Source organism: Virgibacillus chiguensis, from assembly GCF_900129865.1.
In the GTDB taxonomy this organism is placed as follows: Bacteria; Bacillota; Bacilli; order Bacillales; family Amphibacillaceae; genus Virgibacillus; species Virgibacillus chiguensis.
Window position 1 is genome coordinate 119,721 of record NZ_FQXD01000009.1, and the last position, 25,992, is coordinate 145,712.

General features: G+C 37.6%; 25 protein-coding genes and 1 riboswitch. Of the genes, 16 read left to right on the forward strand and 9 right to left on the reverse strand.

The genetic code is table 11. From position 1 onward, the window contains the following. The first annotated feature begins 30 nt into the window (after nucleotides 1–30). The 11 genes from spoIIID (at nucleotide 31) to BUB45_RS11700 (ending at nucleotide 11,442) form a co-directional block, all read left to right on the forward strand. Nucleotides 31–318: a sporulation transcriptional regulator SpoIIID gene (gene spoIIID, locus BUB45_RS11650; protein ID WP_073009328.1), complete on the forward strand. Its 288-nt coding sequence runs from the start codon at nucleotides 31–33 to the stop codon at nucleotides 316–318. A 512-nt stretch (nucleotides 319–830) separates the two neighbouring features. Continuing rightward, the gene (gene mreB / locus BUB45_RS11655) at nucleotides 831–1,832 is read left to right on the forward strand and encodes a rod shape-determining protein (RefSeq protein ID WP_073009330.1); all 1,002 of its coding nucleotides are present in this window, start codon (nucleotides 831–833) and stop codon (nucleotides 1,830–1,832) included. A gap of 31 nt (nucleotides 1,833–1,863) precedes the next feature. Beyond that, on the forward strand, nucleotides 1,864–2,667 hold the full coding sequence (locus BUB45_RS11660; protein ID WP_073009333.1) for a flagellar hook-basal body protein: 804 nt from the start codon (nucleotides 1,864–1,866) through the stop codon (nucleotides 2,665–2,667). A gap of 13 nt (nucleotides 2,668–2,680) precedes the next feature. After that, nucleotides 2,681–3,508 (forward strand): flagellar hook-basal body protein, encoded by an 828-nt coding sequence (locus BUB45_RS11665; protein ID WP_073009336.1) that lies wholly within the window; start codon nucleotides 2,681–2,683, stop codon nucleotides 3,506–3,508. A 112-nt stretch (nucleotides 3,509–3,620) separates the two neighbouring features. Next, the gene (locus tag BUB45_RS11670) at nucleotides 3,621–3,971 is read left to right on the forward strand and encodes a DNA-directed RNA polymerase subunit beta (protein ID WP_240458747.1); all 351 of its coding nucleotides are present in this window, start codon (nucleotides 3,621–3,623) and stop codon (nucleotides 3,969–3,971) included. An 87-nt stretch (nucleotides 3,972–4,058) separates the two neighbouring features. Continuing rightward, nucleotides 4,059–4,478 carry a 3-hydroxyacyl-ACP dehydratase FabZ gene (fabZ, locus tag BUB45_RS11675; RefSeq protein WP_073009338.1) on the forward strand — a complete coding sequence of 140 codons (420 nt, stop codon included), beginning with the start codon at nucleotides 4,059–4,061 and terminating at the stop codon, nucleotides 4,476–4,478. A gap of 152 nt (nucleotides 4,479–4,630) precedes the next feature. After that, complete coding sequence (locus tag BUB45_RS11680; protein WP_073009341.1) at nucleotides 4,631–4,909, forward strand: hypothetical protein; 279 nt, start codon at nucleotides 4,631–4,633, stop codon at nucleotides 4,907–4,909. Nucleotides 4,910–5,686: 777 nt separating this feature from the next. Further along, nucleotides 5,687–6,202: a competence protein ComK gene (locus BUB45_RS11685; RefSeq protein WP_073009343.1), complete on the forward strand. Its 516-nt coding sequence runs from the start codon at nucleotides 5,687–5,689 to the stop codon at nucleotides 6,200–6,202. Nucleotides 6,203–6,607: 405 nt separating this feature from the next. Beyond that, entirely contained in the window at nucleotides 6,608–7,483 is an 876-nt protein-coding gene (locus BUB45_RS11690; RefSeq protein ID WP_073009346.1) for a TetR/AcrR family transcriptional regulator, read from the forward strand. A 32-nt stretch (nucleotides 7,484–7,515) separates the two neighbouring features. Beyond that, on the forward strand, nucleotides 7,516–8,370 hold the full coding sequence (locus BUB45_RS11695) for an efflux RND transporter periplasmic adaptor subunit (RefSeq protein ID WP_073009349.1): 855 nt from the start codon (nucleotides 7,516–7,518) through the stop codon (nucleotides 8,368–8,370). Between the two features lie 3 nt (nucleotides 8,371–8,373). Next, nucleotides 8,374–11,442, forward strand: coding sequence for an efflux RND transporter permease subunit (locus tag BUB45_RS11700; protein ID WP_073009352.1), 3,069 nt, complete (start codon nucleotides 8,374–8,376; stop codon nucleotides 11,440–11,442). A 286-nt stretch (nucleotides 11,443–11,728) separates the two neighbouring features. Here BUB45_RS11700 and BUB45_RS20645 read toward each other — a convergent pair whose 3' ends face one another. From BUB45_RS20645 to BUB45_RS11730, 7 genes are all read right to left on the reverse strand, one after another. Next, a complete protein-coding gene (locus tag BUB45_RS20645; protein WP_280157455.1) occupies nucleotides 11,729–11,857 on the reverse strand; it encodes a hypothetical protein in 129 nt (42 codons plus the stop codon). 36 nt (nucleotides 11,858–11,893) lie between these two features. Continuing rightward, the gene (locus BUB45_RS11705) at nucleotides 11,894–12,319 is read right to left on the reverse strand and encodes a hypothetical protein (RefSeq protein ID WP_139300147.1); all 426 of its coding nucleotides are present in this window, start codon (nucleotides 12,317–12,319) and stop codon (nucleotides 11,894–11,896) included. 49 nt (nucleotides 12,320–12,368) lie between these two features. Further along, nucleotides 12,369–13,856: a glucose-6-phosphate dehydrogenase gene (gene zwf, locus BUB45_RS11710; RefSeq protein WP_139300148.1), complete on the reverse strand. Its 1,488-nt coding sequence runs from the start codon at nucleotides 13,854–13,856 to the stop codon at nucleotides 12,369–12,371. Between the two features lie 50 nt (nucleotides 13,857–13,906). Beyond that, nucleotides 13,907–14,350, reverse strand: coding sequence for a threonine/serine exporter family protein (locus tag BUB45_RS11715; RefSeq protein ID WP_073009359.1), 444 nt, complete (start codon nucleotides 14,348–14,350; stop codon nucleotides 13,907–13,909). A 103-nt stretch (nucleotides 14,351–14,453) separates the two neighbouring features. Further along, nucleotides 14,454–15,200, reverse strand: coding sequence for a threonine/serine exporter family protein (locus tag BUB45_RS11720; RefSeq protein WP_073009362.1), 747 nt, complete (start codon nucleotides 15,198–15,200; stop codon nucleotides 14,454–14,456). Nucleotides 15,201–15,607: 407 nt separating this feature from the next. Continuing rightward, complete coding sequence (chbG, locus tag BUB45_RS11725; RefSeq protein ID WP_073009365.1) at nucleotides 15,608–16,306, reverse strand: chitin disaccharide deacetylase; 699 nt, start codon at nucleotides 16,304–16,306, stop codon at nucleotides 15,608–15,610. 71 nt (nucleotides 16,307–16,377) lie between these two features. Further along, on the reverse strand, nucleotides 16,378–17,133 hold the full coding sequence (locus tag BUB45_RS11730) for a GntR family transcriptional regulator (RefSeq protein WP_244527724.1): 756 nt from the start codon (nucleotides 17,131–17,133) through the stop codon (nucleotides 16,378–16,380). Nucleotides 17,134–17,573: 440 nt separating this feature from the next. Here BUB45_RS11730 and BUB45_RS11735 point away from each other — a divergent pair, with 440 nt between their 5' ends. Both BUB45_RS11735 and BUB45_RS11740 read left to right on the forward strand, forming a co-directional pair. Beyond that, nucleotides 17,574–19,112, forward strand: coding sequence for a PTS transporter subunit EIIC (locus BUB45_RS11735; RefSeq protein WP_073009367.1), 1,539 nt, complete (start codon nucleotides 17,574–17,576; stop codon nucleotides 19,110–19,112). Between the two features lies 1 nt (nucleotide 19,113). Continuing rightward, a complete protein-coding gene (locus BUB45_RS11740; protein ID WP_073009370.1) occupies nucleotides 19,114–19,812 on the forward strand; it encodes an N-acetylmannosamine-6-phosphate 2-epimerase in 699 nt (232 codons plus the stop codon). Nucleotides 19,813–19,823: 11 nt separating this feature from the next. Here BUB45_RS11740 and BUB45_RS11745 read toward each other — a convergent pair whose 3' ends face one another. Then, on the reverse strand, nucleotides 19,824–20,630 hold the full coding sequence (locus tag BUB45_RS11745) for a MurR/RpiR family transcriptional regulator (RefSeq protein ID WP_073009373.1): 807 nt from the start codon (nucleotides 20,628–20,630) through the stop codon (nucleotides 19,824–19,826). Between the two features lie 478 nt (nucleotides 20,631–21,108). Next, nucleotides 21,109–21,216, forward strand: a riboswitch (TPP riboswitch). Between the two features lie 354 nt (nucleotides 21,217–21,570). On the opposite strand from BUB45_RS11745, the gene BUB45_RS11750 reads away from it, so the two are divergent. The 3 genes from BUB45_RS11750 (at nucleotide 21,571) to hprK (ending at nucleotide 25,252) form a co-directional block, all read left to right on the forward strand. Then, on the forward strand, nucleotides 21,571–22,389 hold the full coding sequence (locus BUB45_RS11750; RefSeq protein WP_073009377.1) for a lipoate--protein ligase family protein: 819 nt from the start codon (nucleotides 21,571–21,573) through the stop codon (nucleotides 22,387–22,389). After that, complete coding sequence (lipA, locus tag BUB45_RS11755) at nucleotides 22,382–23,326, forward strand: lipoyl synthase (RefSeq protein WP_073009380.1); 945 nt, start codon at nucleotides 22,382–22,384, stop codon at nucleotides 23,324–23,326. The genes BUB45_RS11750 and lipA overlap by 8 nt, the downstream gene beginning before the upstream one ends. Before the next feature lie 996 nt (nucleotides 23,327–24,322). Further along, entirely contained in the window at nucleotides 24,323–25,252 is a 930-nt protein-coding gene (hprK, locus tag BUB45_RS11760; protein ID WP_073009383.1) for an HPr(Ser) kinase/phosphatase, read from the forward strand. Nucleotides 25,253–25,546: 294 nt separating this feature from the next. On the opposite strand, the gene BUB45_RS11765 is transcribed toward hprK, so the two are convergent. Next, nucleotides 25,547–25,951 carry a hypothetical protein gene (locus tag BUB45_RS11765; RefSeq protein WP_073009387.1) on the reverse strand — a complete coding sequence of 135 codons (405 nt, stop codon included), beginning with the start codon at nucleotides 25,949–25,951 and terminating at the stop codon, nucleotides 25,547–25,549. Nucleotides 25,952–25,992: the final 41 nt, after the last annotated feature.

A 25,992-nucleotide genomic window follows, 5' to 3' on the forward strand; every position in this document is an offset into this window, starting at 1 on the left:
AGAAATATACAACTCAGGGAGGCGAACGGTGTGCACGATTACATCAAAGAACGAACGATCAAGATAGGGAATTATGTGGTGGAAACAAAAAAAACAGTTCGCGTTATAGCAAAGGAGTTTGGTGTTTCTAAAAGTACAGTCCATAAAGATTTAACGGAAAGATTACCCGAGATTAATCCAGAATTAGCAAAGCGCGTTAAAAAAATTTTAGAGCATCATAAAGCAATTAGACATTTGCGAGGTGGGGAAGCAACGAAAAAGAAATACATGGTAGATGCAGATGCAACCACTAAAAAAGAAGTAAAACCTGTAGGATAATATCTTCTCAAAGGAAAGGTATTTATTGGGCTCGCTTCATATGCGTCGCACTAGAAAAAAACTTGCCATATCGCCAAGTTTTTTTCTAGTTACATATAGAGGATATTTGCTTATAATTAAGCTACTCGCTAATGTAGTGTTTCTCCGCAGCGGTTGCATAACATTCTGATAAAACGTCATATATTCCTCCATCATGATCTTTTTAAAAAATGATGGAAAGACGAAGGGATTCGAACAGAAGCTTTTTTAATATAAAAAGCATACATGGAGTAAAAGTCATATAAATTCAATTTTATTTGGCTTATTTTTGTTGGACATCCATTCTTTTCATTTTTTCTGCGCTTATTTTAGAGGTATAAATATTTCGGGATAAAGATAGGTGATGAGCTGACTTTTTTCTAACAAAATTATAATAAACTGCAGTTAATTGTAGAGAATTGTGGTAAAATAATATATTAGAGGTAGTATGGACAAAATAAAGATATAGTTTGTAATTAGGAGGATATTAGCCCATGTTTTCAAGGGATATAGGAATTGATCTTGGAACAGCAAATGTCTTAATTCATCTCAAAGGAAAAGGGATTGTTTTGAATGAGCCGTCTGTTGTTGCCATGGATCGAAATACAGGAAAAGTTTTGGAAGTTGGCGAGGCAGCTAGGAAAATGGTTGGTCGAACACCAGGAAATATTGCGGCAATTCGTCCATTGAAGGATGGAGTAATTGCTGATTTTGATGTTACTGAAGCTATGTTAAAGCATTTCATCAATAAGATTAATGTAAAAGGATTTTTAGCGAAACCAAGAATTTTAATATGCTGTCCTACCAATATTACAAAGGTGGAACAAAAAGCGATTAAAGAGGCAGCAGAAAAATCAGGTGGTAAAAAGATTTATTTAGAAGAAGAACCAAAAGTAGCTGCAATCGGTGCAGGTATGGAGATATTTCAACCGAGTGGGAATATGGTCGTTGATATTGGTGGCGGTACGACGGATGTAGCTGTTCTTTCAATGGGAGATATTGTTACATCTGAGTCCATTAAAATGGCTGGTGATAATTTCGATAGCGAAATTCTTCAATACATAAAGAAACAGTATAAATTGTTGATCGGTGAGCGAACGGCAGAAGAAATTAAAATTAACGTCGCTACTGTTTTCCAAGGTTCGCGTAATGAAGAAATGGAAATTAGAGGACGTGATATGGTCTCTGGTTTACCTCGAACAATTACAGTGAACTCCAAAGAAATTGAAGAAGCATTGCGTGAATCTGTTTATCTCATTGTACAAGCTGCAAAATCTGTCTTAGAACGTACACCTCCAGAACTTTCTGCCGATATTATAGATAGAGGCGTTATTTTAACAGGTGGCGGTGCCTTGATTCATGGTATCGATGAATTACTGGCTGAGGAATTAAAGGTGCCTGTTTTTATTGCTGAAGAGCCAATGAATTGTGTCGCTAAAGGTACTGGTATGATGTTAGAAAACATTGACAAAGTAAACCAGAAAAATGTGATATAAATATCTTGGTATAATCAAGGAGGTAACGTTAGTGTTAAGAGGCTTTTATACAGCTGCTAATGGCATGATCGCACAACAACGACAGCAAGAAGCTTTTGCAAATAATATTTCTAATACGAATACTCCGGGCTATAAAGCAGATCAAACGACGTTGCGTGCTTTTCCTGAAATGCTATTACATCAAATGTCAGGAAAAAAGCTTCCAGTACAAAATAAACCAAATGTTCCATTTCAGCAACCAATAGGTTCGCTAAATACGGGAGTATATGTTCAAGAAATGATTCCAAATTTTGAACAAGGAGATGTCCAAGAGACGGGGATATCTACGGATCTTGCATTAACTCAAAGAGATTTACCTGATGAAACCGGAGCGCTCTTTTTTACCGTGCAAAATGAATCAGGCGATGTACGTTATACTAGAAATGGGAACTTTACCGTAGATGGCGCCGGATTTTTAGTTACTAACGAAGGATACTATGTGTTAGATGAGAATGGGGAGCCTATTGAAACAAATGATATGGACTTTACAGTAACCTCTGATGGTCTATTACAAACTGCTGATGGCGCAACGGCTTTAGGAATTGCTTATAGTACGGATGCAAACACAATGGTTAAAGAAGGAAATAATGTGTACACAGGAGATGTGGAAGCAGTTCCCGCAGAAGCTATTTATTCCGTAAAACAAGGCTTTCTGGAAAGATCGAATGTGGACGCTTTACAGGCAATGACACAAATGATGGAATCTTATCGGTTATTTGAAACGAACCAGCGTGTACTAAAAGCGTACGATCAAAGTATGGAAAAAGCAGTTAGCGAAATTGGACGTTTAGTATAGAGGAGAGATGACTATGTCAAGAACGATGATTCAGGCTGCGGTAACAATGAATCAACTGCAAAATAAAATGGACGTTATTGGTAATAATATGGCTAATAGTCAAACAACTGGTTATAAAAGTAGACAAGCAAACTTTTCTTCACTGCTTTTTCAACAAATGGATAATCTTTCAGATCCGGCAAATGCGGAAGGGAGATTGACTCCAGACGGGTTGCGAATTGGCTCTGGAGCAAAATTGGGCTCCATTAACGCAGATTTCCAAGTTGGCTCTTTGCGTAAGACGGATCGCAGTTTGGATACGGCATTGTTAGCACCAAATCTTTTCTTTCAAGTAGAAGCAACAGAAAATGGAGTAACAGAAACACGTTATACAAGGGATGGCGCATTTTATCTAAGTCCGATAAACGGAAATCAAGAAGTGATGCTTGTGGATAAGAACGGACATGCTATTTTAGGCGCTGATGGTCCGATTATTACAGCTGCTGGATTTGATGACATTTCTGTACAGCCAAATGGACAGATCGTAGTGAAACGTGGCGATGACAGTGAAGTTGTGGGAACACTTGCTGTTGTTGAAGCTTTGCGACCTCATTTACTTGAAGCTGCAGGAGAAAATGCATTTCGTTTATCTGAGGAAGCAAATGCGCAAGTAGCATTTGCTGATGCTATTCAACCAGCAGCTGGTGGTAAAATGCTTGAAAGTGGAAAATTAGAAGCTTCTAACGTAAACATGTCCAAGGAAATGTCTGATTTAATTATGACACAGCGAGCTTATCAATTTAATGCTAGGACGATTTCTACGGGCGATCAAATGTCTGGGTTAATTAATCAGCTACGTTAATGCGTGATGTCTTTGGGTCATACCCTTGGGCTACTAAACAATTGGAGGGGGACACAAGAAAGCCCCCTTCTGATTGAAGATTCAGTTAATGTAAATAGTAAGGAGAAAGAATATGTCCATGCAAAAGAATCCAACTTTCAAAGGCAAATATAATTCGTTTATGAAAGCATGGAAACAACTTTGGCAAAGCAAACAACAAGAAACGGAAGCTCATAATGAGCCAAGCCACCATAATCAAGACAAGGAGAATGGTAAGCAAACACCAAATAAAAAGAGTGTTCGGCTAAGGGTGCGTATTTTTCCGATTTGGTTACGTATCATCGTTACTTTATTATTTTGTATGATTGCCTTGGTTGTTGGATTAATGGTTGGCTATGGAGTCATTGGTGATGGATCACCACTAGACGTGTTAAAAATAGAAACGTGGCAGCATATTATTGATATTGTTACAAAATCAAAGTAGCACCTTTGTCGCATCATGACGTAGGTGTTTTTTCAACGAGAAAGGTAAACATACGTATAATATAAATTTAGAAAAGAGGCTATACCTATGGATGTAGAACAAATTAAAGAGATTATTCCTCATCGTTATCCGTTTTTACTAGTAGATCGAGTAACAGAGATAGAGGAAGGAAAGCGTGTTGCTGGATTGAAAAATGTTACAGCGAATGAACCTTTTTTTCAAGGGCATTTTCCTGAATATGCGGTGATGCCAGGAGTGCTTATTATCGAAGCTTTAGCTCAGCTTGGTGCCATTTCTATTCTAGGAAAAGAAGAGAATCGTGGAAAAATTGGCTTCTTAGCAGGAATTGATAACTGTCGTTTTAAACGTCAAGTTCGTCCAGGAGATCAATTGCAAATGGAAGTGGAAATTTTGCGCTTAAAAGGCCCGATTGGTAAAGGAAAAGCAGTTGCCAAAGTAGATGGAGAGGTAGCTTGCGAGGCGGAAATCATGTTTGCTATTAAATAATTACACCGGTGAGCTCATCATTATTCCGATAGGTGAATAGCTATCAACATAAAAAAAGACATGAAATAGTTGAAAATGGATAAAAAAAAGTATGACTTCTTTTAAGTTGGTTAAGATAAAAAACGAACCAATTATAAAAGGAGGTAGTATACATGAAATCAAAGCTTATCATGAAGTTTGGTGCTTCTGTTTTAGTATTATCACTAATAACAGCTTGTAATATGGGTAATGACGAAGATCCTGCTGATGAGGCTCCAATGGAGGAACAGGATAACAACAATAACAACAATAACAACAATCCTGCTGATGATAATGGTGGGATGGATGAAAACGATCAAGAATTACAGGATGAAGATAACGGTAACATGAACGACAATGGCAATGACAATATGATGGAAGATGAAAAAAAGCAAAACGAGAAAAACCAATAATAGTACTTCCATGCATAACAAGTAGCTAGATAGTGACAAGCTAGAGTATTCAATAAGTTTGTCAAAAGGAGTTTTATCGCAAACTTAAGGTAATGTAAGCATCTCGTTTCAAGGATTAAGTGTTATGAGCCTGATGCTAAAAGAAAGAAAACAGGGCATAAAAAGTCCATTTGTAATTAGCCTGGTCTATATCCTTGGGATACGAATAATCATTGGGGAAAATAAAACCCTCACTGCTGGAAGATTCACTTTTCATGGCTCTATGTTATGATATAGAGTTATTGCAATTCACAACGTGGTAAATAAGGAATATTTACCACAAGTGAAGGCAATAGCCAAGGTATAGTACGAAATATTTTACTTAATAAAGGCAGAACACCATGTAGTTTATTTGTGTTCTGCTTTTGTTTACCATTTTTTCTAAGGACTGGAGCAGTTCATTCGACAGATAAATAAAAAACGATCGATAAGTTCTTCTTAAATGAATTATCCTTCATGCCATTTTAGGTACGGATTTTGGATGAATTTTAAGTAATAACTAGATTAAAAAGCATGTTTAAGATCGTACACGAAACAACTCCTGTTAACAAATGTCCTTCGCTTTACTAGGTTGGCAAACCGAGACAACGAGTAATGGAGATAGTACAATAAAAAGTAAATAGAACTGTGATTTTCTCACTATAGGAAAGCATAAGATTTTTTTGGTTTATAGTATAAGAAAAACAAAGTCTTTCTAAGCAGACTGGAAAATCTGATGGGAAGAAAGGTGGATACGGATTGAAACAGAGGATTACATCGTTGTATGTCATATCACCGCATACAAAAGCAATATACAGGAATGAACATAGCTATTATCGTTCGCGGATTATGGAAAGTGGAAGGGCTGAGAAAATGTCTATTCATAAACCAGAACAAATTTTAGATAATAGTTGTTTAATATACGGATCTTCATTAGAGGGGAGAAGGCTAGCTGTAAAAGATATACTCGATTCATCAAGTAAGCTTCCTGTACCTGTGATACCAGATAAAGGTGTATTTATGATGCCAACAGCTTCTGTAAAAAATAAAAATAATGTTTGGCTTACGTATCATCATATATACGGTTTTGAGGAAAATAAAAGTGGTACATATGTTACTTTTTTCGATGGTTCAGGGATTCAATTGGATATATCGATGAATACTTTCGATTTACAGTATAAGCGGACAAGTCAGGTAATCGTCCATTTGAATCGAACATTTCTCTTTGGACAATCAAAATTCCCTATACCGAGATCACGCCTAAAACGATTGTGACTGCTTAGTGAGTTATACCGATTTTTGTAAGTATGTGATACATCTATATGACAAAATATAAATAACGATGTATTAAATTACTTGGCTTGATTTCATGGTTGTCAAAGAATAGTTGGTAAAAAAACTTAACGACTACCGAGAACTGTTCAATTGATAATGTGCGATATCTAGCCTTGTTTACCTATTTTATATAATACTTTTTTCTTTTCGAATGAAAATAAGTGAGTTTTTTAACTTGTGTTTACAACGCAAATACTGTTATCCTATGAACATCCTTGATTGACTGACCAGTTAGTCAATCAAGGATGTTGCTACGTTTAAGTAACATCTTTTTATGAAAGTTTCAAAAAATGAATTCATTGAAACATTTTCCGCTATGTTTCGTAAAAGAAATAGGTGAAGGCAATGCTTGAAAAGAAAAAGAAATTAATGGAAATTGGCATGAAATTAATTGCTGAAAAAGGCTATCATAATACGTCTGTTCAAGAAATTGCCAATAAAGCAGGTATTTCAAAGGGTTCTTTTTACAGTTATTTTCCATCTAAAAAAGCATTTACGATAACAACTGTAAAAGCATTTCACATACAGGTTATGGAAGAACTGAGCCAGGTAGATGTGGAGGGTGACGACAAGGAATGCTTTGCCAAACAAATAGCCATATTAATGAAATATATGGAACAACATAAGGACCATATTATGATGTATTTTAGAAGTAATATCCTTATTATTGAGGAGTTGGATCAACAATTATCTGATGTAAGGGTAGATCATTTTCATTGGTTGAAGGACAACTTAGAAAAGATATATGGGAAGCAATTGCGGGAATTTTTAATCGATTCGATTATTCAAGCAGAAGGCTTATTACATAGTTATTTCCATTGGTTTGTTTTGGAAAATGTTGATCTTGATAAAGAGCAAGCGGGGGAATTTATTGTTCGGCGTTTGCATGATTTAATAATGGGTATGTTAAAGCGAGAATCTTCCGGACTGGTCGATATGGCACAAATCCCGGAAATCTACAAATCAACGAGAAGATCTACCTTGGAGAAGCAAACATTGCAAAAGGTTTTAAACGCTTTAAAAGAAAAGATAGTATTGTTAGATGTGCAACAAAGCAAAAAAGAGCGATTATATGAAGTTGTCCGCCTATTGGAAAAAGAAGGGCTTGAAGATTGTAATATCGTTGTTATTCAAGGTTTACTGGCCCATTTTTATGCCTATGATATATTAATAGAAGATGTCAGTAAAATCGCTACTATATTGAATATTGAATTATTATAACAGCTTGCTAGTGATGGAGAGGAGCAACACAGGTGAAGAAGATTATAATTGTTGGAACGGTTGTATGGATGATTTTTTTATTAGCTGCATGTAATCAAGAAGAAACAAAAGAGGAAAAGGAAAAGCGCGTAGTACCTGTGGAAACAGAAGAGGTAAAGGAAGGTTCTATTGAAATTGAAAAAAGTATTTATGGCAGAACGCGTCCCTCTGTTTCCAGTCCCGTGATGTTGCAAGCCTCAGGAAAAATTGATGAGTTAAAGGTTAACAATGGAGACCAGGTGGAGGAAAATGATGTTATTGCCACGATCATTTCACAAGCTGGAAGCCAAAGTATTCGTGCACCTAAAGATGGCAAGCTTGTTCAACTAACCGCAAATGAGGGAGAAATGGTGTCTCAAGAAGAACCTCTAGCGATTGTTGCAGATTTTCATCCTTTAACAGTGGAATTGTCTGTAACAGCAAGTGATCGTAAACTATTGGAAGAAGATGATGAGCTACCTCTTCATATAGAAGGAAAAGAATGGAAAGCAACGATTACTTCTGTTGGTTCCGTTCCAAATGATACAGGACTTTATCCTGTAGAAGCGGAGATCGATAATGAAGATTCCGAGCTATTACCAGGCATGACCGCTCAGTTAATCGTAACGGAAACGACAATAAAAGATGCTATCGTAGTTCCAACCACTGCTGTGGAAGAACAAGGCGGTGAATCGTTTGTCTATATTGTAAAAGATAAGCAAGCAAAGCGTGTGGACGTTTCTGTGGAAGAATCACAAACAGAAGAAACGGCAATTGAAGGCGACGTAAAATCTGGCGATCAAGTTATCGTAAAAGGACAACTATCGTTAAAGGATGGAAGCCAGGTTAAAGTTGCGAAAGGGGAGTAAACCTTGAAGTTAATTAAAACATCTGTTAAACGTCCCGTTGGCGTTATTATGATTGTTGTTGCTCTGCTAGCTCTGGGAGCTGTTTCTTTACGGAGCTTGACTGTAGATCTTTTCCCAAAAATTGATCTCCCAGTAGCAGTTGTAGCGACATCTTATCAAGATGCAGCGCCACAAGAAGTAGAAAATTTAATTAGTAGACCAATTGAATCAGCGGTAAGCACTGTAGAAGGAATTGAAACCGTACAATCGCAATCGCAAGCCGGTTCTTCGCTTGTCTTACTTATGTTTAAAAATGGCACAGATTTAGATCAAGCTTTATTGGATGTAAGAGAAAGTGTTGACCAAGTGAAAGGGGTTCTTCCTAGTCAAGCAGGGGACCCAAGTATCATGCGTTTTAATCCAGACCAACTGCCTGTTATGTGGATTGGTTTAACTGGAGAAAATGTAGCGTCGTTAACGGAAACCGCTGATGAACAAGTCGTTCCATTTTTGGAGCGACAAGGTGGTGTAGGTTCTGTTAATGTAGAAGGTGGAAAAGAACGAGAGATTCAATTAATTCTTGATGAAGCTAAACTACAACAGTATGGAACTACTTCCCAAGCTATTATGCAGGCGTTGTCGAGTACGAATCAATCAGCGTCAGTAGGTACAGTGGAGAAAGGTGACAAAGATTTACAAATTCGAGTAACCGGGGATTTTGAATCATTAGAGGATATCAAACAAACGATCGTTCAAACGGAATCTGGCGCAACGGTGCATGTTGATGATTTAGCTGAAGTGAAAGACGATTTTAAAACAGATGCTGGGTTAACCCTAGTTAACGGTAAGCCTTCTGTAGTGTTATCTATTTTAAAAAAGACAGATAGTAATACAGTGGAAGTAGCTACCAATATAGAAGATAGTTTAAAAGAAATAAAACAAGATTTACCTTCAGATGCCAATTTAGATGTTATTATTGACACATCTGATTTCATTCAAATGTCGATTGATTCTGTTGTGCAAAACATTTTAATTGGTGGGGTTATCTCCATATTTATTCTGCTTCTCTTTTTAAAAAGTGTACGCGCAACGATTGTTATTGGTTTATCGATACCAATTGCGATTATAACAACGTTTATTTTGATGTACTTTACAGGTGAAACATTAAATATATTAACTTTAGGTGGTCTAGCACTTGGGCTAGGCATGATGGTAGATAGCTCTATTGTTATCTTGGAACATATTTATTCATATAGACAACGTGGCTATAATTTGAAAGATGCGGCTATACAAGGAGCGACGGAGTTAGCTCCTGCGGTAATTGCTTCAACGACGACAACATTAGTTGTATTTCTACCAATTATTTATGTAGAAGGAATTGCGTCAGACATGTTTACACCTTTGGCACTAGCAGTTTCGTTTTCGCTAATCACTTCTTTAGTGGTAGCAATCACTTTAGTGCCAATGCTCTCATCTAAGCTGTTACAAAAAGCGTTGCAAGATGGTGGGAAACGTTATTGGTTCGATCGCTTTTTAGGCTGGGTAAATGCCAAATATCAAAAGGTTCTTAAATGGGTGCTTGGTCATCGGAAAACAACCGTTTTTGTTACCATTTTAGGCATTGTCGGAAGCCTTGCGTTGACACCGTTTATTGGAGCTGAATTTATACCTTCCGCAGATCAAGGGCAATTAGAAATCCGTGTAGAAACAACGCCTGGGAGCTCTTTAGAGCATACAGAAGACATTGTAGATCAAGTTAATAAAGAAATAACGCCATTTGAATCTGTGATTGAAACAAATTACGTCAGTGTCGGCGGAGGAGGCATGACTGCTGGAGGCGGAAGCAGTAGTGGAAATCAGGCCATTTATACAATGCAGCTGATTCCTTCGGGTGAACGAGAAAAAACAACGGTACAAATCGTTCAAGAGATAGATGATAAGTTGCAGGAAATAGCAGGTGCAGAAATTACTGTTCATTCCATGGATTCTGGTATGAATATGGGCGATCCGATTCAAATCCAGTTAAATGGACCAGAACACGATATGTTAAGAGATATTTCTGAACAAGTTGTACAAGAGATTGAACAAGTAGAAGGAATTTATAATCCTGAGTCGTCGGCTTCTGAAGGTGTACCGCAAATGAATATTGAAGTAGATCAAGAAAAAGCTGCGCTGTATGGACTGAATCACGAACAAGTCTTAGGGCAAATTCAAATGCAATTTACTGGTCAAGTAGCAACAAAATATAGAGAAGAAGGCCAGGAGATGGATGTTACATTAATGTATCCTGAAGAGAAGCGGAGTAAAATAGAGGATCTGCATGATATGAAAATTCAAACGCCGCAAGGTGCAACCATTTCTTTGGATGAGATAGCTACATTTAAACAGATGAGTGGACCTGTAAGTTTGCAAAGAGAAAATCAGCAACCACAAATGAGTGTGACCAGTCAAATCGTTGATCGTGATTTAGGGAGTATAACCCAAGATGTTGAGCAGACGTTGAATAACATGGATCTCCCTGAAGGTTACAATTATGAAATTGGTGGCCAATCACAGGATATGACAGAATCATTTACTGATTTAGCAATCGCATTAGTATTCTCGATTTTCCTTGTATATGCGGTGATGGCTATTCAGTTTGAAAACTTCCTATTTCCGCTCATCATTATGTTTGCTATGCCAACAACAGTAATTGGAGTAATGCTTGGACTCTTTATTGTGGGAATTCCATTAAGTATCCCAGCGTTTATTGGAATTATTATGTTGGCAGGGATTGTCGTCAATAACTCTATTGTGCTAGTAGATTATATTAATCTTTTGCGCCGCAAAGGAATGGAACGATATGCTGCTATACTAGAAGCGGGACCAAGTAGATTGCGTCCAATCTTAATGACGACACTAACCACTATTTTAGCAATGGTACCATTAGCAATGGCTTTAGGAGAAGGTGCGGAAACACAACAGCCATTAGCTGTTACAATCATATTTGGTCTCGGGATATCCAGTATCTTCACCCTGCTTTTAATCCCAGTTATTTACACATTATTTGATGATCTAACTGCAAAAATTACAAAACGCCACAAAAAGAAATAAAATGAAAAAAGGTTCCTGCTGAGGGAACCTTTTTTCAAAAGATAAGAAAGCATAAAATTTGTTGCTTTGGCATACGAGTTCAACGAAATAGCCACGTCCGGCTCCAGCGCCCCGAGCCTTTGTTCTGTGTGGACACCTCGATAGCTCCTGCGTGGAAATCACTCGCGTCAGTCGAAAAATCGCTCGCGTCGGCTAGGATTTCGCTCATGCCATCGGAAAGATCGCTCACGTCGGCCAGAAAATCGCTCATGCCAGCGAAAGAACGCTCCGTCGGCTAGGATTTCGCTCATGCCAGCGAAAGAACGCTCGCGTCGGCCAGAAATTCGCTCATATCATTGGAAAGATCGCTCACGCCGGCCAGAAATTCGCTCATATCATTGGAAAGATCGCTCACGCCGGCCAGAAATTCGCTCATGCCATCGGAAATCGCTCACGTCGGCTAGGATTTCGCTCATATCTTGGAAAGATCGCTCGCGTCGGCCAGAAATTCGCTCATGTCAGTGGAAAGATCGCTCGCGTCAGCTAGGATTTCGCTCATATCATTGGAAAGATCGCTCACGTCGGCTAGGATTTCGCTCATATGAGTCGAAAGACCGCTCGCGTCGGCCAGAATTTCGCTCATGCCATCGGAAAAATAGCTCACGTCGGCTAGAAAATCGCTCATATCATTGGAAAGATCGCTCACGTCGGCTAGGATACCGCTCATGCCATCGGAAAAATAGCTCACGTCGGCCAGGATACCGCTCATGCCATCGGAAAGATCGCTCGCGTCGGCTAGGGTTTCGCTCATATCATTGGAAAGATCGCTCACGCCGGCCAGAAATTCGCTCACGTCAGCCAGAAAACCGCTCACGGAAGCCAGAAGTTCGCGCATCATCGTAGTAAACAAAAAAAGCTCTTTGCTATAAAAGCAAAGAGCTTTAGTTTTAATCGGTTATTGGCCACCAATGAAACCCGTCTTTTTCAAGTAGGCGATCTGCCGCTTTTGGTCCCATTGATCCGGCAGCGTAATTTGGAAATAGAGGCTCGGTTTTTGACCATGCGTCTAAAACAGCATCTACATATTTCCATGAGTAGGCTACTTCATCCCAATGGGTAAAGTTAGTCGTATCACCGATAATACAATCGTAAATTAATTTTTCATAGGCTTCTGGTGTGTTTATTCCATCGACACCATTGTTTGTATAAGATAATTCAATTGGCTGGGCAATGGAACCTATACCTGCTTTTTTTGCATTTAAATGAAGTGTAATGCCTTCGTCTGGCTGAATATTGATGACGAGCAGATTAGGATGTCTCTTTGCTTCATCCTTATAATATAGATTCATTGGAATATCTTTAAATTCAACAACGATCTTAATTGATTTTTCTTTCATTTTCTTACCTGTCCGAATATAGAAAGGGACGCCTGCCCAACGATAATTATCAATCATTACCTTCCCAGCAACGTACGTTTCTGTTATGGAGTCTGTCAATTCCGGCGCTTCCTCGCGATATCCTTTTCCTACAGGGCCTGGACCGTATTGACCACGGACGAAATAATTTTCAACCTCTGTTGGTTTAACAAGCCGTAGAGCTCGTAGGACTTTCACTTTTTCTGAACGTATTTCTTCCGGCGTTAGCTTAATGGGAGGCTCCATTGCAAGTAAGGCGACCATTTGAAGCATATGGTTTTGCACCATATCTCTTGTTGCTCCTGAGCGATCATAATATCGCGCGCGTTCTTCGACACCGAGTTTTTCACTGGACGTAACTTGGATATTGGAAATAAATCGGTTGTTCCATAAATGCTCAAATATTCCGTTTGCAAAGCGGATAACTTCAATATTTTGCACCATTTCTTTTCCTAAATAATGGTCAATACGGTATATTTGATCTTCATTAAATGCTAAGCGGATTTGATTGTTCAACGCTTTTGCCGAGGCGTGGTCATGTCCAAACGGTTTTTCAATGACCAACCTTGTCCAGCCTACACTTTCTTTTAAACCATTTTGTTCAATTTGATTCGCAATCGTTCCAAAATATTCCGGAGCCATAGCTAAGTAAAAAATTCGATTTCCATCTGTTTGGTATTGACCTTCTAGATCATTTAACAATCCATCTAAATGGGTATAAGATGAGCTATCTGTAACATCAAAAGACTGATAATAAAAATGAGAAGCAAATGCTTCTAAGTCTATTTGATGATTTGATTCTGATTCGTTTATTGATTCACATACTTTTTCGCGAAAGAAATCATTCGTCCACGGACGGCGAGCAAGTCCAACAACTGCAAAATCTTCGCCGATTTTTCCGTTTTGATAAAGACGATAAATGGAAGGGAATAACTTTCTTTTTGATAAATCCCCTGTTGCTCCAAAGATGACAATCACGACGTTTGGTTTATCTACCGTTTTCAATAGAACCCTCTCCATTTTCTGTTTAGTAACACAACTATCATATAGGGTTAAAATATGAAAATCAACTATTCTATATGAAGCCAGCCTGAAGTTTTTTTCATCAATTGATGAATTACTTCGGAAAACATTAATCCGATAGCGATTGCTCCAGCAAGTAACATAACTTTTGCTGAAAGCTGTACCGCAGTATAGTAGTCATTTTCTACAAATTTTCGCATCGCATCGTATGCTAAACCACCAGGTACAAGCGGAATGATGCCTGAAACATTAAAAATAATAATGGGCATTTTAAATATTTTTGCACATAGTTGACTAAGTATTCCTACAAGCATAGAACCAAAAAGACTAGCAGGAACAGCATCTAATCCTTGTTCAACTAAAATATAATAAACCATCCAACCGAACATCCCAACCATACCGCATTGAAAAAGAGAGTGCTTCGGTGCATTAAAAAGAATACCAAAACCAGCCGCCGCAACATAACTTGTAATAAGCTGAGCAAGTAACATTGTAATCACTCCCTAGTGAAGATCATTAAAACAGAAATCATGGATAAATGCTTAAATAAGTTACCATGCTTTAGTGTATACTTTTTAACGTTATAAATACATTCTACGGAAAAAATGCAAACAGAACAGCAACGCCTGCACCGATCGCAAATGCTGTTAATATAGCTTCTACGCCTTTTGAGATGCCAGCTACTAAATGACCAGCAACTAAATCACGAACGGCATTTGTAATATGTAAACCAGGGACAAGCGGCATCACAGCACCAATAATAATTTTATCTAAATGTTGCCCAAATCCAGCATGAATACTGAAAGCTGCGATAACAGCAATGAAAAATGAGGCTATGAATTCAGCAAAGAATCGTATTTCAATTAATTTTTCAATCCAAATCATAGCAGCATATCCGAGAGCACCAGCAATACAGGCAGGTAAAAAATCAGACCAAGAACCTCCAAACATAATGGCAAAACTTCCGCTAGCAAGGGCAGCAGCTATAAACTGTAACCAAAGCGGAAAAGTTTCACTTTGATGTTCGATTCCTTTTAAAAGCAATAAAGCTTCTTTGGCATCTAAAGATTGGGCTGTAATTTGCCTAGATATACTATTGACATCTGTAATTCTTTGAAGATCATTGGAACGATTGGAAATTCTCCGAAAATAGGAAACTTCTCCTTCCGTAGAAAACTGAACCCCTGTAGGTGTAGCATAACTTTCAGCGTTTTCAAGCCCAAATGATGTAGCAATCCGGTTCATCGTGTCCTCTACACGATACGTTTCAGCACCGCTTTCCAGCATGATTTTGCCTGCAAGCAAACAAACTTTTGCAATGGAACCAGGTTGAGCGTTCATCTGTTCTCCTCCATTAAAATATTTTAATCTATAGTGAAGGCTATACACTAACCATGTACTAGACATAAAGAGTTGCTATTAACATATTTGCGAAAGAAGTCTTTTCCACTTCAAGCTATGCTAAGTGGCGAATAGTTCACACCACCACCTACATACCCGACCCATACAGACCCCGTGTCGAATAAGCCCCCCTGTTCATTAAGGTCCTTGCCTCAAGAGCTAATTTTCCTTACTACTAATCTTTCAAAACGTATATATGAAGGAAAACTTCCATTAGTTGGCGTTTTCTTTCAATGCCACATGGATTGTTACGTAACATATGGGCGAAGGACTCATTCGAATTGGAATCTTATGCGATGTTTGCATTTAGCTCACATCTTCCAATTTTTAAGGAGAGTGCCACTCGGTTAAAGCTTTTCTGCCCAATTCGGCAATTGTAGGGAGCAAAGTAACTCTAATTCTTCTTCTCGCTTCAATGTATAAGAACTTTGTTGTCGTAGATCATCATCAACAAATCCTGGATGAGTCATCACTTCAACATGCTTATCTGGTAAATTTTTTAAATGAGAAAAGAGATTATTGTTCACCCCAGAATCATAAAAATGTGTCCAAATCTGTTCTGTTAATAGCAAATCGCTTTCATTTCGTAACGATTCTGTGTAACGAATGGGAACTTGGTACATTGTAGCTAATTCTATAATAACAGACTTTAGCGCTTTCCATCCATGTACATGGTGGTGGCTATCAATATGGTGAAGAGGTAATCCAGAAGATAGAAAAGCGTCTATTTGTGTTTGCCACTCTTTTTTAATGGCTGTTAATTCTTCTGTATGAAGCTCTTTTTCCGATTTTGAAAATTTGAAAAAACCGTCTTTATTAGTTAATATGGTTAAATCGTTATTCAACGGCTTTCCCCAAGTTAAAACGAGGTGAATTCCTACCTGTAAGGAAGGCTGTTTTTTTGCTTTTGCAATAGCGTATTGTGTAGCTTTTCCGTTCATCATAAGTGTTGTTGATTGAACAATACCATCTGTATGTGCTTTTATAATTCCTTCTGTGACACCTTTTGTTAAGCCAAAATCGTCTGCATTGATTAAAATTTTCATGAGATATGCCCCCCCCATATATTTTATAATAGTTGAAATGCCGCAAGCTGTACATCAAAATATCTCGCATTTTACGAACGGTGGCTTGCATCATAAGATTTGCTGTCAAGCCGTATTGTTCTAAGTACTAGGATAATTTCGCTCAATACAAAATTAGTTTTATCTCCTCTAAAATAAGCACGTGAATATTCTACTTTTTCTTGGTTTTCATTTTCAGCAAGGGTTTCAATATAAAAACAAGGTGCATGCAACTCACAGTCTAAATGCTTGGAACAAATCTCGTCCGCCAGCGTTATTTCTATATGCTCAATTGTTTTTGCAACATGCACTTGAAAATCATTTTTTAAGGAAGCGTATAGCGATGAAGCCGCTTGTGTTTCTGTGATTCCTGGTGCTACATTCCAAGGGATGTAAGCAATTTCATATTGTGTAGGTTCATCATTGGCTTTACGAATTCTTTCAATACATTGAATGGGATCGTTGTGCGCGACCTCTAGCTGCTGACTTAAATATTCATTTGCTGGAATAACAGTGATCGACAGAACAAAGATTTTTGCCTCTTTTCCTTGAATGGCTACCTGATCGCTATAGCGTTTCACTGTTTGGGTTAACGTTTGCTTTAGCTTTTGATCAGCTACAAAGGTACCCCTCCCTTGATGACGTACTAAGTATCCTTCGAGCGTTAATTGGTTTAGGGCAGTTCTAACTGTAGTACGACTTACATTAAAATCTTTACACAATTCTAGCTCTGTTGGAATTTTGTCCCCTGGTTTATATTTGTTTGCTTTAATTTGGTTCAGTAGTTCTTCTTTAATATAGGCATGCAAGGATCCGCATATTATTCATACAGTCCTTTTGTTCCTCCCCCTTGGTTTATAAATAAATAGTAGGGAATGAAAGGAAATGTCCCCCTGCTTCATGCAGGTTCACTTTATAAACGTTAGAAAAGTAAAGTTTGTTAAAAGAATAAGAGGATAATATTTGCACTTGATTAAAACTATTATCTGTTTTATAATATTTTTGTAAATAGTTTACAAAATGCTTTTCATTCCAATCAAAAACGTTTTTAAAACCATTCGAGAAAAGTTAAATTATCTTCAGTCTTTATGGGCTCCAATTTACCCAAACAACCATGTTGATTGCGAATGATTGTATTTGAATGACATTATTTTTGACATGGCGAGTGATGTTTTTATTGCTTTGAAAAGTAGACGCTTACAGATTGTGGAGCTTATTTGACAACATAGAAGAGATGAGGTGTTTAGAAATGAAAAAGGCATTATTTGAGCAAGCGCAAAGGTTTGGGAAATCGTTTATGCTTCCAATTGCAGTGCTACCTGCAGCAGGTTTGTTGCTTGGGATTGGAGGAGCTTTTAGTAATCCAGCAACAATAGAGGCATACACCTTCCTTGATCAGAAATGGTTACAAGCTATTTTTACCATTATGAGTTCAGCTGGTAGTATTGTTTTTGCAAATCTTGCATTGATTTTTGCCGTAGGTGTCGCAATAGGGCTGGCAAGAAATGATAAAGGTACAGCAGGTCTAGCAGCTGTATTGGGGTATTTAGTTATGAATGCGACAATTAACGCAATGCTGACTATTACTGGTAAATTAGCTGAAAATAATTTAGCTGAAGTTGGTCAAGGAACAATACTAGGTATTCAATCTTTAGAGACAGGCGTATTTGGTGGTGTTATTTTAGGGCTTTTAACTTATTTCCTTCATCAACGATATAATAATGTGGAACTTCCTAAATTTTTAGGTTTCTTTGGTGGGTCAAGATTCATACCAATTATTACAGCATTTATGTCCATTCTATTAGGTGTCATTTTATACTACATTTGGCCAATCATCCAAACGGGGATTTTCTCGCTTGGTGGGCTAGTAGAGGCAACCGGTTATTTAGGAACGTTCTTATATGGATTTATTTTGCGGTTACTTGGTCCATTCGGTTTACATCATATTTTTTACATTCCATTTTGGACAACAAGTCTTGGTGGATCGATGATCGTTGACGGTACTTTAATTGAAGGGACGCAAAGAATCTTTTTTGCTCAGTTAGCACAGCCCGATGTAGAGCAATTTTATATTGGAACTGCTCGATTTATGGCTGGCAGACATATTACGATGATGTTTGGTCTCATTGGAGCTTGTCTGGCTATTTATCAAACGGCTAAGCCGAAAAACAAAAAAATCGTACTCGGATTAATGTTATCAGCTGGATTAACCTCTTTTTTAACAGGGATCACAGAGCCAATTGAATTTTCCTTCTTATTTGTTGCTCCGATTCTGTACGTTATTCATGCTTTTTTTGATGGGTTAGCGTTTATGTTCGCACATATGTTTGAAGTAACCATTGGGCAAACTTTTTCAGGTGGTTTTATTGATTTTATGCTCTTCGGTGTTTTACAAGGTGTTGAAAAAACAAATTGGATATGGGTTCCAATTATTGGTCTGTTCTGGTTTTTCTTATACTATTTTACATTCCGTTTTGCTATAGTAAAATTCAATTTAAAAACACCCGGTCGTCAAGAAGAAGATATGGATATACAAATGTTTACTCCAGAAGAACAAGCACGCGCTATTATCGACGGGCTTGGTGGTAAATCTAATATTAAAGATGTAGATAATTGCGCCACACGATTAAGGGTGAGCGTATTCGAGCAAGATCAAGTACAAAAAGAAGCGCTCATGAAAACTGGTGCCAAAGGTGTTGTAGCTAAAGGAAATGGAATTCAAGTAATCTATGGCCCAGAGGTAACGACGATTAAAAACAATATTGAGAAGACAATGGGAGATTTGTAATATGTATGTTAAACAACTAGAGAATCAGCTAATTGTATCTTGTCAGGCGTTAGAAGATGAACCACTGCATTCTTCAGAAATAATGGCAAAAATGGCATTAGCAGCTGTACAAGGTGGTGCTAAAGGTATTCGAGCCAACTCAGTAGCTGATATAGAAGCAATAAAGCAACAAGTAAACGTTCCAATTATTGGTTTAATTAAACAAGATTACAAGGATAGCGAAGTTTATATTACACCAACAAAAAAAGAAGCGTCCGCTTTGCTAGATGCAGGTGCAAATATTATTGCAATGGATGCAACGATGCGAAAGCGTCCAGAAAACGAAAACTTAGAAGAAATGATACGCTTTATCAAGGAGCAATCTGATGATACCGAGCTAATGGCGGATATATCTACAGTAGAGGAGGCGAAACGAGCGGAATCGCTAGGTTTTGATTGTGTATCGACGACCTTAGTAGGATACACACAAGAAACGGCAGACCAACATATCGCAGCCAACGGTTTTCAATTATTGCGTGAGATGCAATCAGTAATATCCATTCCAGTTATTGCTGAAGGAAAAGTTAGTACACCAGAAACAGCTCTAGCAGCTCTTAGGAATGGCGCTTTTTTTGTTGTAGTTGGTAGTGCCATTACTAGACCGCAATTAATTACGGAAACCTTTGTAGATGAAATTCAAAAATATAGTAGTAACCATTAAGTTGGTTACCGCTATATTTTTTTGTATTCTTCTAATTTAGCTAGGGTCTGATTATAAGTAGCATGTGCCTGTTCATCTGTTAAAAGCATCATACTAAGAATGTCTAAACAAATTAGAATAGATAATTGACTGTTCATAAAACCTTTTGCTTGATAGTGCTGAATACTTGTAGTGTATAGAATCGCATCAGATTGATGTGCTAAATTTGTTTCGGAAAAATTTGTAATAGAGACAATTTTTGCTCCTTTTGATTTGGCGATGTGCACACTATCGATCACTTCTTTCGTTTGACCAGAAGAAGATATCGCAATAACGACATCACTTTTGGTAAGAATCGAGGCATTAATAACCATTGCGTGCGAGTCTGTATGTGTATCTACACTATACCCCATTCGAGTTAATCTTATTTTTAGTTCCTCAGCAGATAAGCCTGAACTGCCAATACCGTAAATATGAATTCGATTTGCCTGCTGTATCCAGTTGGAGACACGTTCATAATCATTCATGGTTGCTATCGAATGTGTGGATTTAATGACAGAATGATAAACTTGAGCCGCTATGTCTATTACTTCATCCGACTCCACTGTCTGTTCGACCGCATCTCGTAATAATATTTTAAATTCTACAAAGTTACTTACGCCTACTTTTTTACAAAAACGCGTAATCGTAGCTACGGAAACTTGGATACGACTTGCTAAATCTTTAATATGTATATTTAACATATGTTGACTATTATTAATGACATAATCAGCTACTTTTTTTTCCGTTTTACTTAAGGTTTGATATTTTAACAGAACTTCATCGAGAATCGAGTTCATTTTTGTAGCCTCCATATTAGATCATTTTTTAAAACCATTTACCCCGTAAGATTCCAATACAAGATTGGAAGAAGTGAGCTGAACAAGTCTAAGTGGGAACAGCTAAATCTCTTTTCGTAAGAGACCTTTAGGTCATACCCTTGGGCTACTAAACAATTGGCGGGGGTGAAAAAAAAACTCTCCCCAACGAATTGAAGATTTATTAGATGTAGGTAACGAGTTAAATTTAACTCTGTATAGAGTGATTTTTAACGTGCTTATAAAACATGAATTTCTTTCCTAATAACATTATATAAGAGCATGGAATTAAATGCGAATGCAGTATTTATGAGTAGAGTTGTTTAAGCGCTAGGATCATTGAATATACGGACGTATTTAATAAATTCACACTTTACATTTTTTTGTATTATTGCTAACCTTAACTTAGCTAAAATAAAGTTTTTTAAAAGCATTGCAACAAGCAAATTTTTTCTTAAACTGTTAACACTAGGGGAGCTAGTTGATGAGCTGAGAGGAACGGTGCACGTTCTGACCCTTTGTACCCGAACAGGATAATGCCTGCGTGGGAAAGTGTGGTCATACCTGACTGCATTTCACGTAAGCGGAATGCGGTTTTTTATTTTTGTATATAACGTGCTGTAAGATTTCAATCTCCATTTAGGATAGGTAAGTAGCAAGTCTAAATATTAAATAAGAGCAAGTTGCGTCTAAGTCCCTTTTGTGTAACAGATTTTTGATACATATCCTGGCATGATAGGTAAACTTAAATTTTAGCATGTAACATATAAAAATAGGTAGCTTTCGCCATAAGACTTGGCGTTATGATGATTTTCTAATAAAATGAATTATAGGTAAATTATTACATTAAATAGTAGTTCATTTGATAATTATGGTATAACCTTCCACATACAAAATTTGACTTTACTGGAGGCGGTTGTAAATGAAAGAGCAATGGGGATTTTTAGAAAATGTACCTCATGATGCTGCGATCAATATGGCATTAGATGAGGCACTATTGCATTGGCATAAAGAAGGGAAAATACCTCCAACATTACGCTTTTATCAATGGAGGAAACCAACGCTTTCTGTTGGGCACTTCCAAAAGATAGCAGGAAAAATTGATTTAGATGGCATAAAGAAACATCAATGCCAATTGGTTCGCAGAATGACTGGAGGAAGTGCTGTGCTTCATGACGATGAATTGACATACAGCATTGTTATTTCAGAGTCACATCCAGCAATTGCTTCCTCTATTCGTCAAGCCTATTATGATTTATCAAAAGGGATTTTGGAAGGGTATAAAAACTTGGGCATTGAAGCGGGGTATGCGGAATTAGCTTCAAAAGAAAGAAGCAATATTTGTTTTGAACGCCCAGCATTTTATGAAATGGTTGCAGATGGTAAAAAACTGTCAGGGAATGCGCAAACGAGAAAAAAAGGCGTACTTCTTCAGCATGGCTCTATTCCTATTTCCATGGATATAGACATGTTGTTTGATATGTTTATTTTTCCAAGTGAAAAATTAAAAGCGCGAAAGAAGCAAGCTTTTTGGAATAAAGCGACAACGATAAATCGAATCTTGCAAAAAGATGTATCCTATGATACTGTAAAAGCCGCATTTAAAAAAGGTTTTTCAGATGGGCTAGGTATTGAACTTACCAAATTTTCATTAACAAAAAGTCAGTGGAATGAAGTGTATCAGTTAGCTGAAAAAGAGTACGCCAATTTACCATTAGAAGGAGTGGTTTCACATGTCTAAAAACAGTACAACTTTAAGAAAGCCCGAATGGTTAAAAACGAAAATTAATACGAACCAATCTTATCGTGGTTTGAAAAAGCTTATGCGTGAAAATCGCTTAAATACCGTTTGTGAAGAAGCTCGTTGCCCGAATATCCATGAATGTTGGAGCGAGAGAAAGACAGCAACTTTCATGATTTTAGGAGACACGTGTACGAGGGGATGTCGTTTTTGTGCTGTTAAAACAGGGCTACCGAATGAATTGGATTGGGGAGAGCCAGAGCGTGTAGCAGATTCCGTTGAAATCATGGGGTTAAAGCATGTTGTAGTTACAGCTGTTGCTCGAGATGATTTAAATGATGGTGGGGCAGCTGTTTTTGCAGAAACGGTGCGAGCAATTAGACGGAAAAATCCTGGTTGTACGATTGAAATTCTTCCTTCTGATATGAAAGGCGACTATGAAAGTTTACATACACTTATGGATGGTGAACCAGATATTTTTAACCATAATATTGAAACGGTGCGAAGGTTAACAAAACGAGTACGTGCGCGCGCAATGTATGATCGGTCACTCCAACTTTTACAGCGAGTAAAAGAAATTCGACCAAACACGCCAACAAAATCAAGTATCATGGTTGGTTTAGGTGAGGAAAAAGAAGAAATCATTCAAGCGATGGATGATTTGCGCGCACATCACGTAGATATTATGACAATTGGACAGTATTTACAGCCGACAAAGAAGCATTTAGCAGTTGAACGTTATTATCATCCAGATGAATTTGAAGAATTAAAGAAAATTGCTTTGGAAAAAGGGTTTAAGCATTGTGAAGCAGGTCCTTTAGTGCGTTCTTCTTATCATGCCGATGAACAAGTAAGCAAGACCTCAGCACAACGAAGAATTGATTATATGAAAGGGTATGAAAATCAAGAAAACAAGCAAGTTGATTTTCAGTTTTAATATTTTCAAAAGCTATCCAATAGTAACATATAAAACTTTATCATACAGGTAGCCAATTTTTTGCCAAGCGATTTATTGACAAGTTATGTTTCTATTAAGAACCACTTTTATTAAGTCCTTCTGCTTATTAAGGAGGGCTTTTTTGTTTGGAAAATTATAAAATGAAGTACTTGTAAGGTATTGAAATAACCGAAGACTGACGTCCAGCTCCATCGCCTACGATAAGTCAACATCGGTTCGTCACTAAGAGGAAGGCTGACTAAAAATGGTCTTGCCGCCCAACGTGGGCATACCCCTATTTTAGTGGCATGATTCCTTTATATCAGCGAATGCGTTCCTTGTTCAATGAGTGTAGCTACTCTCTACCTACTTATTGTAATTATCCCAAGGAAAGGGCTTAAATCTCCTCTGAGAAAAAAGAGATTTAGGGGTTATTTGTCGCTATTTTTTGGTTAATAATACAAGAAAAACTACAACTTTCGCCATAGATTTGGGGTTTTCTAAATCTCCTCTCCCAATAGCTTTACAGCATCCCCAAAGGATAACTGGTTCCTTTTAAGTCAACACTAAACAGAGTGGCTTTTCGTTGATAGATGAGAAAGTATAAAATTTGATGCTATGGCGTAACCAAATAACCGAAGAAGCCCCGTCCGGCTCCAGCGCCTAGCAACTAGGCGACTTCACTCCATTGCCCTAAGCTAAGTCAACATCGGTTCGTTCTAAATAGGAAGGCCGACTAAAGACGGGCTTAGCGCCCAAAGTCGGCATATTCCTGTTGCAGGAGCATGATTCCTAAAACTTTCGTTGATTCGTTTCAGTCGCTACGTTGTTAACCGGGCGCTTGCTCCTTCGTTGCAAATTTTCATACAAAGAGTTATTGTGAAACTTAATACAAAATATTCACTATTTGCAGACCGAGCCTCACGAAACTTTCATCACACATTATCGTATATAATAGTACATAGTTATAGCAGATTAGAAATGGAGCGTATTATGATGAAATCCGTCACTGTAAAACAATTAGCAGAACAGTTTAATTTAGAAATATTGGCAGGAAAAGTTGAATTGAACCGACCAATCACCAAGCCAAGAACACATCGGCCGGGGCTTGAATTTATTGGGTACTTTGATTTTTTCCCTATGGAACACGTGCAAGTATTAGGGAAAAAAGAAATTACTTATTTACATCAATTGACACATGAGCAGAGAAGATCACGAATTGGCAATATCGTAAAGTACCATCCACCCTGTTTTATTGTAACTTCAGAACAGGAGGGGTTGATGTATTTAACCCAATTTTGTAATCAGGAAGGCATCCCTCTACTTCGAACAAAAGAGCCGACATCAACATTTATTGAAAAATATGATGCTTACATGATTAAAGCATTGGCTCCAGAAACAGCCATTCATGCTGTTTGTGTAAATATTTTTGGACTTGGAATTCTCATTCGCGGCAAATCAGGAATTGGCAAAAGTGAAATTGCCCATACACTAATTGGTAGAGGTCATCGGCTAATCGCAGATGATATTGTTGTGTTAAAGAAGCTAGGTCCGGATACGTTGTTAGGTACACATAACCAAACGAATAAAGAGTTCCTTGCTTTGCGTAGCGTTGGACTTCTTAATGTTGTTCGCATATATGGTCAAAAGGCCTTTCAAGAAGAAACGCGTATCGCGCTTGATATACATTTAACAGAATGGGAAAAGGATGCTTTAAACAACGAATTGGAACTTGAAACAAAGACGAACGATTATATGGGTGTTGCTATACCAGCAATAGAAATTCAATTACAGCCTGGACGTGATGTCGTAGGATTAATTGAAGCTGCGGCAAATAATTGGTACTTACATCAACAAGGCTATAGCGCTGCAGAAGAATTTATTCAACGATTGGAAACAGATATAGAAAATAAAGAAACGGAGTAGCCATGTATTCTGAAAGAGGTGCCTCGTTTCAAGCGTGTGAAAGGTACAGCTGAATAATAAGGGTGTACTGTCGATGATGCCTGAAGTTTTTTCGAAGCAAACTATATGAGGAGTAACAACTGGTTGGAGTCGTTCGCGAAAAGCTACTTCTTCTTATTCATATAAAAAGAAAATCTTGCTGCTAAATTGAAAGGATGTAACTCTATATAGTAGTAAACATGCAGTAGGAAAGCCTCCATCCTACTGCATGATATAACCCAAGTGTTTCTTTTGGAAATTTCATAGTTGTTTATGCTAAGGCATCATCATAATTAAAGACACAATAGAAATAATAGGAATAGCAAGTGCGAGTATCATACTAATGATGGAAAATTGCGTAATCATGGATTTTGCTTCTTCGGGGACGCCCACTTTGGCTTGCATAAAAATAAATATAACAGCAAAAATGACCAAAAACAATAGAATAATTCCTGGTAAATACAAGGCGGATATGTTAGATACGCTTTCCATCTGGGCATAGCCATAAATAATGAGTAGTATAGGAATAACTTCACTTAGAGCGACACCAATCATTAAATTATTTTGTACTCTCGCATGCTGACTTGGATCTTGTTTTAGCTTTTCTACATTCATTTTATAAAGGGTTAAAATGGGAAACACAGCTAATGTAGCTGCTGCAACAAATATGTACGGTAGCAAATTGGAAACCTCCTTTATCGTTATTGGTGTGGTAGTTGTAA

Excerpts from the sequence above, each read along its gene's own strand:
- mreB (WP_073009330.1), top strand. The coding sequence starts at position 831 with ATGTTTTCAAGGGATATAGGAATTGATCTTGGAACAGCAAATGTCTTA.
- BUB45_RS11665 (WP_073009336.1), top strand. The coding sequence starts at position 2,681 with ATGTCAAGAACGATGATTCAGGCTGCGGTAACAATGAATCAACTGCAA.
- BUB45_RS11670 (WP_240458747.1), top strand. The coding sequence starts at position 3,621 with ATGTCCATGCAAAAGAATCCAACTTTCAAAGGCAAATATAATTCGTTT.
- fabZ (WP_073009338.1), top strand. The coding sequence starts at position 4,059 with ATGGATGTAGAACAAATTAAAGAGATTATTCCTCATCGTTATCCGTTT.
- BUB45_RS11680 (WP_073009341.1), top strand. The coding sequence starts at position 4,631 with ATGAAATCAAAGCTTATCATGAAGTTTGGTGCTTCTGTTTTAGTATTA.
- BUB45_RS11690 (WP_073009346.1), top strand. The coding sequence starts at position 6,608 with ATGCTTGAAAAGAAAAAGAAATTAATGGAAATTGGCATGAAATTAATT.
- BUB45_RS20645 (WP_280157455.1), bottom strand. The coding sequence starts at position 11,857 with ATGAGCGAATTTCTGGCCGGCGTGAGCGATCTTTCCAATGATATGAGC.
- BUB45_RS11705 (WP_139300147.1), bottom strand. The coding sequence starts at position 12,319 with ATGATGCGCGAACTTCTGGCTTCCGTGAGCGGTTTTCTGGCTGACGTG.
- zwf (WP_139300148.1), bottom strand. The coding sequence starts at position 13,856 with ATGGAGAGGGTTCTATTGAAAACGGTAGATAAACCAAACGTCGTGATT.
- BUB45_RS11715 (WP_073009359.1), bottom strand. The coding sequence starts at position 14,350 with ATGTTACTTGCTCAGCTTATTACAAGTTATGTTGCGGCGGCTGGTTTT.
- BUB45_RS11720 (WP_073009362.1), bottom strand. The coding sequence starts at position 15,200 with ATGAACGCTCAACCTGGTTCCATTGCAAAAGTTTGTTTGCTTGCAGGC.
- chbG (WP_073009365.1), bottom strand. The coding sequence starts at position 16,306 with ATGAAAATTTTAATCAATGCAGACGATTTTGGCTTAACAAAAGGTGTC.
- BUB45_RS11735 (WP_073009367.1), top strand. The coding sequence starts at position 17,574 with ATGAAAAAGGCATTATTTGAGCAAGCGCAAAGGTTTGGGAAATCGTTT.
- BUB45_RS11740 (WP_073009370.1), top strand. The coding sequence starts at position 19,114 with ATGTATGTTAAACAACTAGAGAATCAGCTAATTGTATCTTGTCAGGCG.
- BUB45_RS11745 (WP_073009373.1), bottom strand. The coding sequence starts at position 20,630 with ATGAACTCGATTCTCGATGAAGTTCTGTTAAAATATCAAACCTTAAGT.
- BUB45_RS11750 (WP_073009377.1), top strand. The coding sequence starts at position 21,571 with ATGAAAGAGCAATGGGGATTTTTAGAAAATGTACCTCATGATGCTGCG.
- lipA (WP_073009380.1), top strand. The coding sequence starts at position 22,382 with ATGTCTAAAAACAGTACAACTTTAAGAAAGCCCGAATGGTTAAAAACG.
- hprK (WP_073009383.1), top strand. The coding sequence starts at position 24,323 with ATGAAATCCGTCACTGTAAAACAATTAGCAGAACAGTTTAATTTAGAA.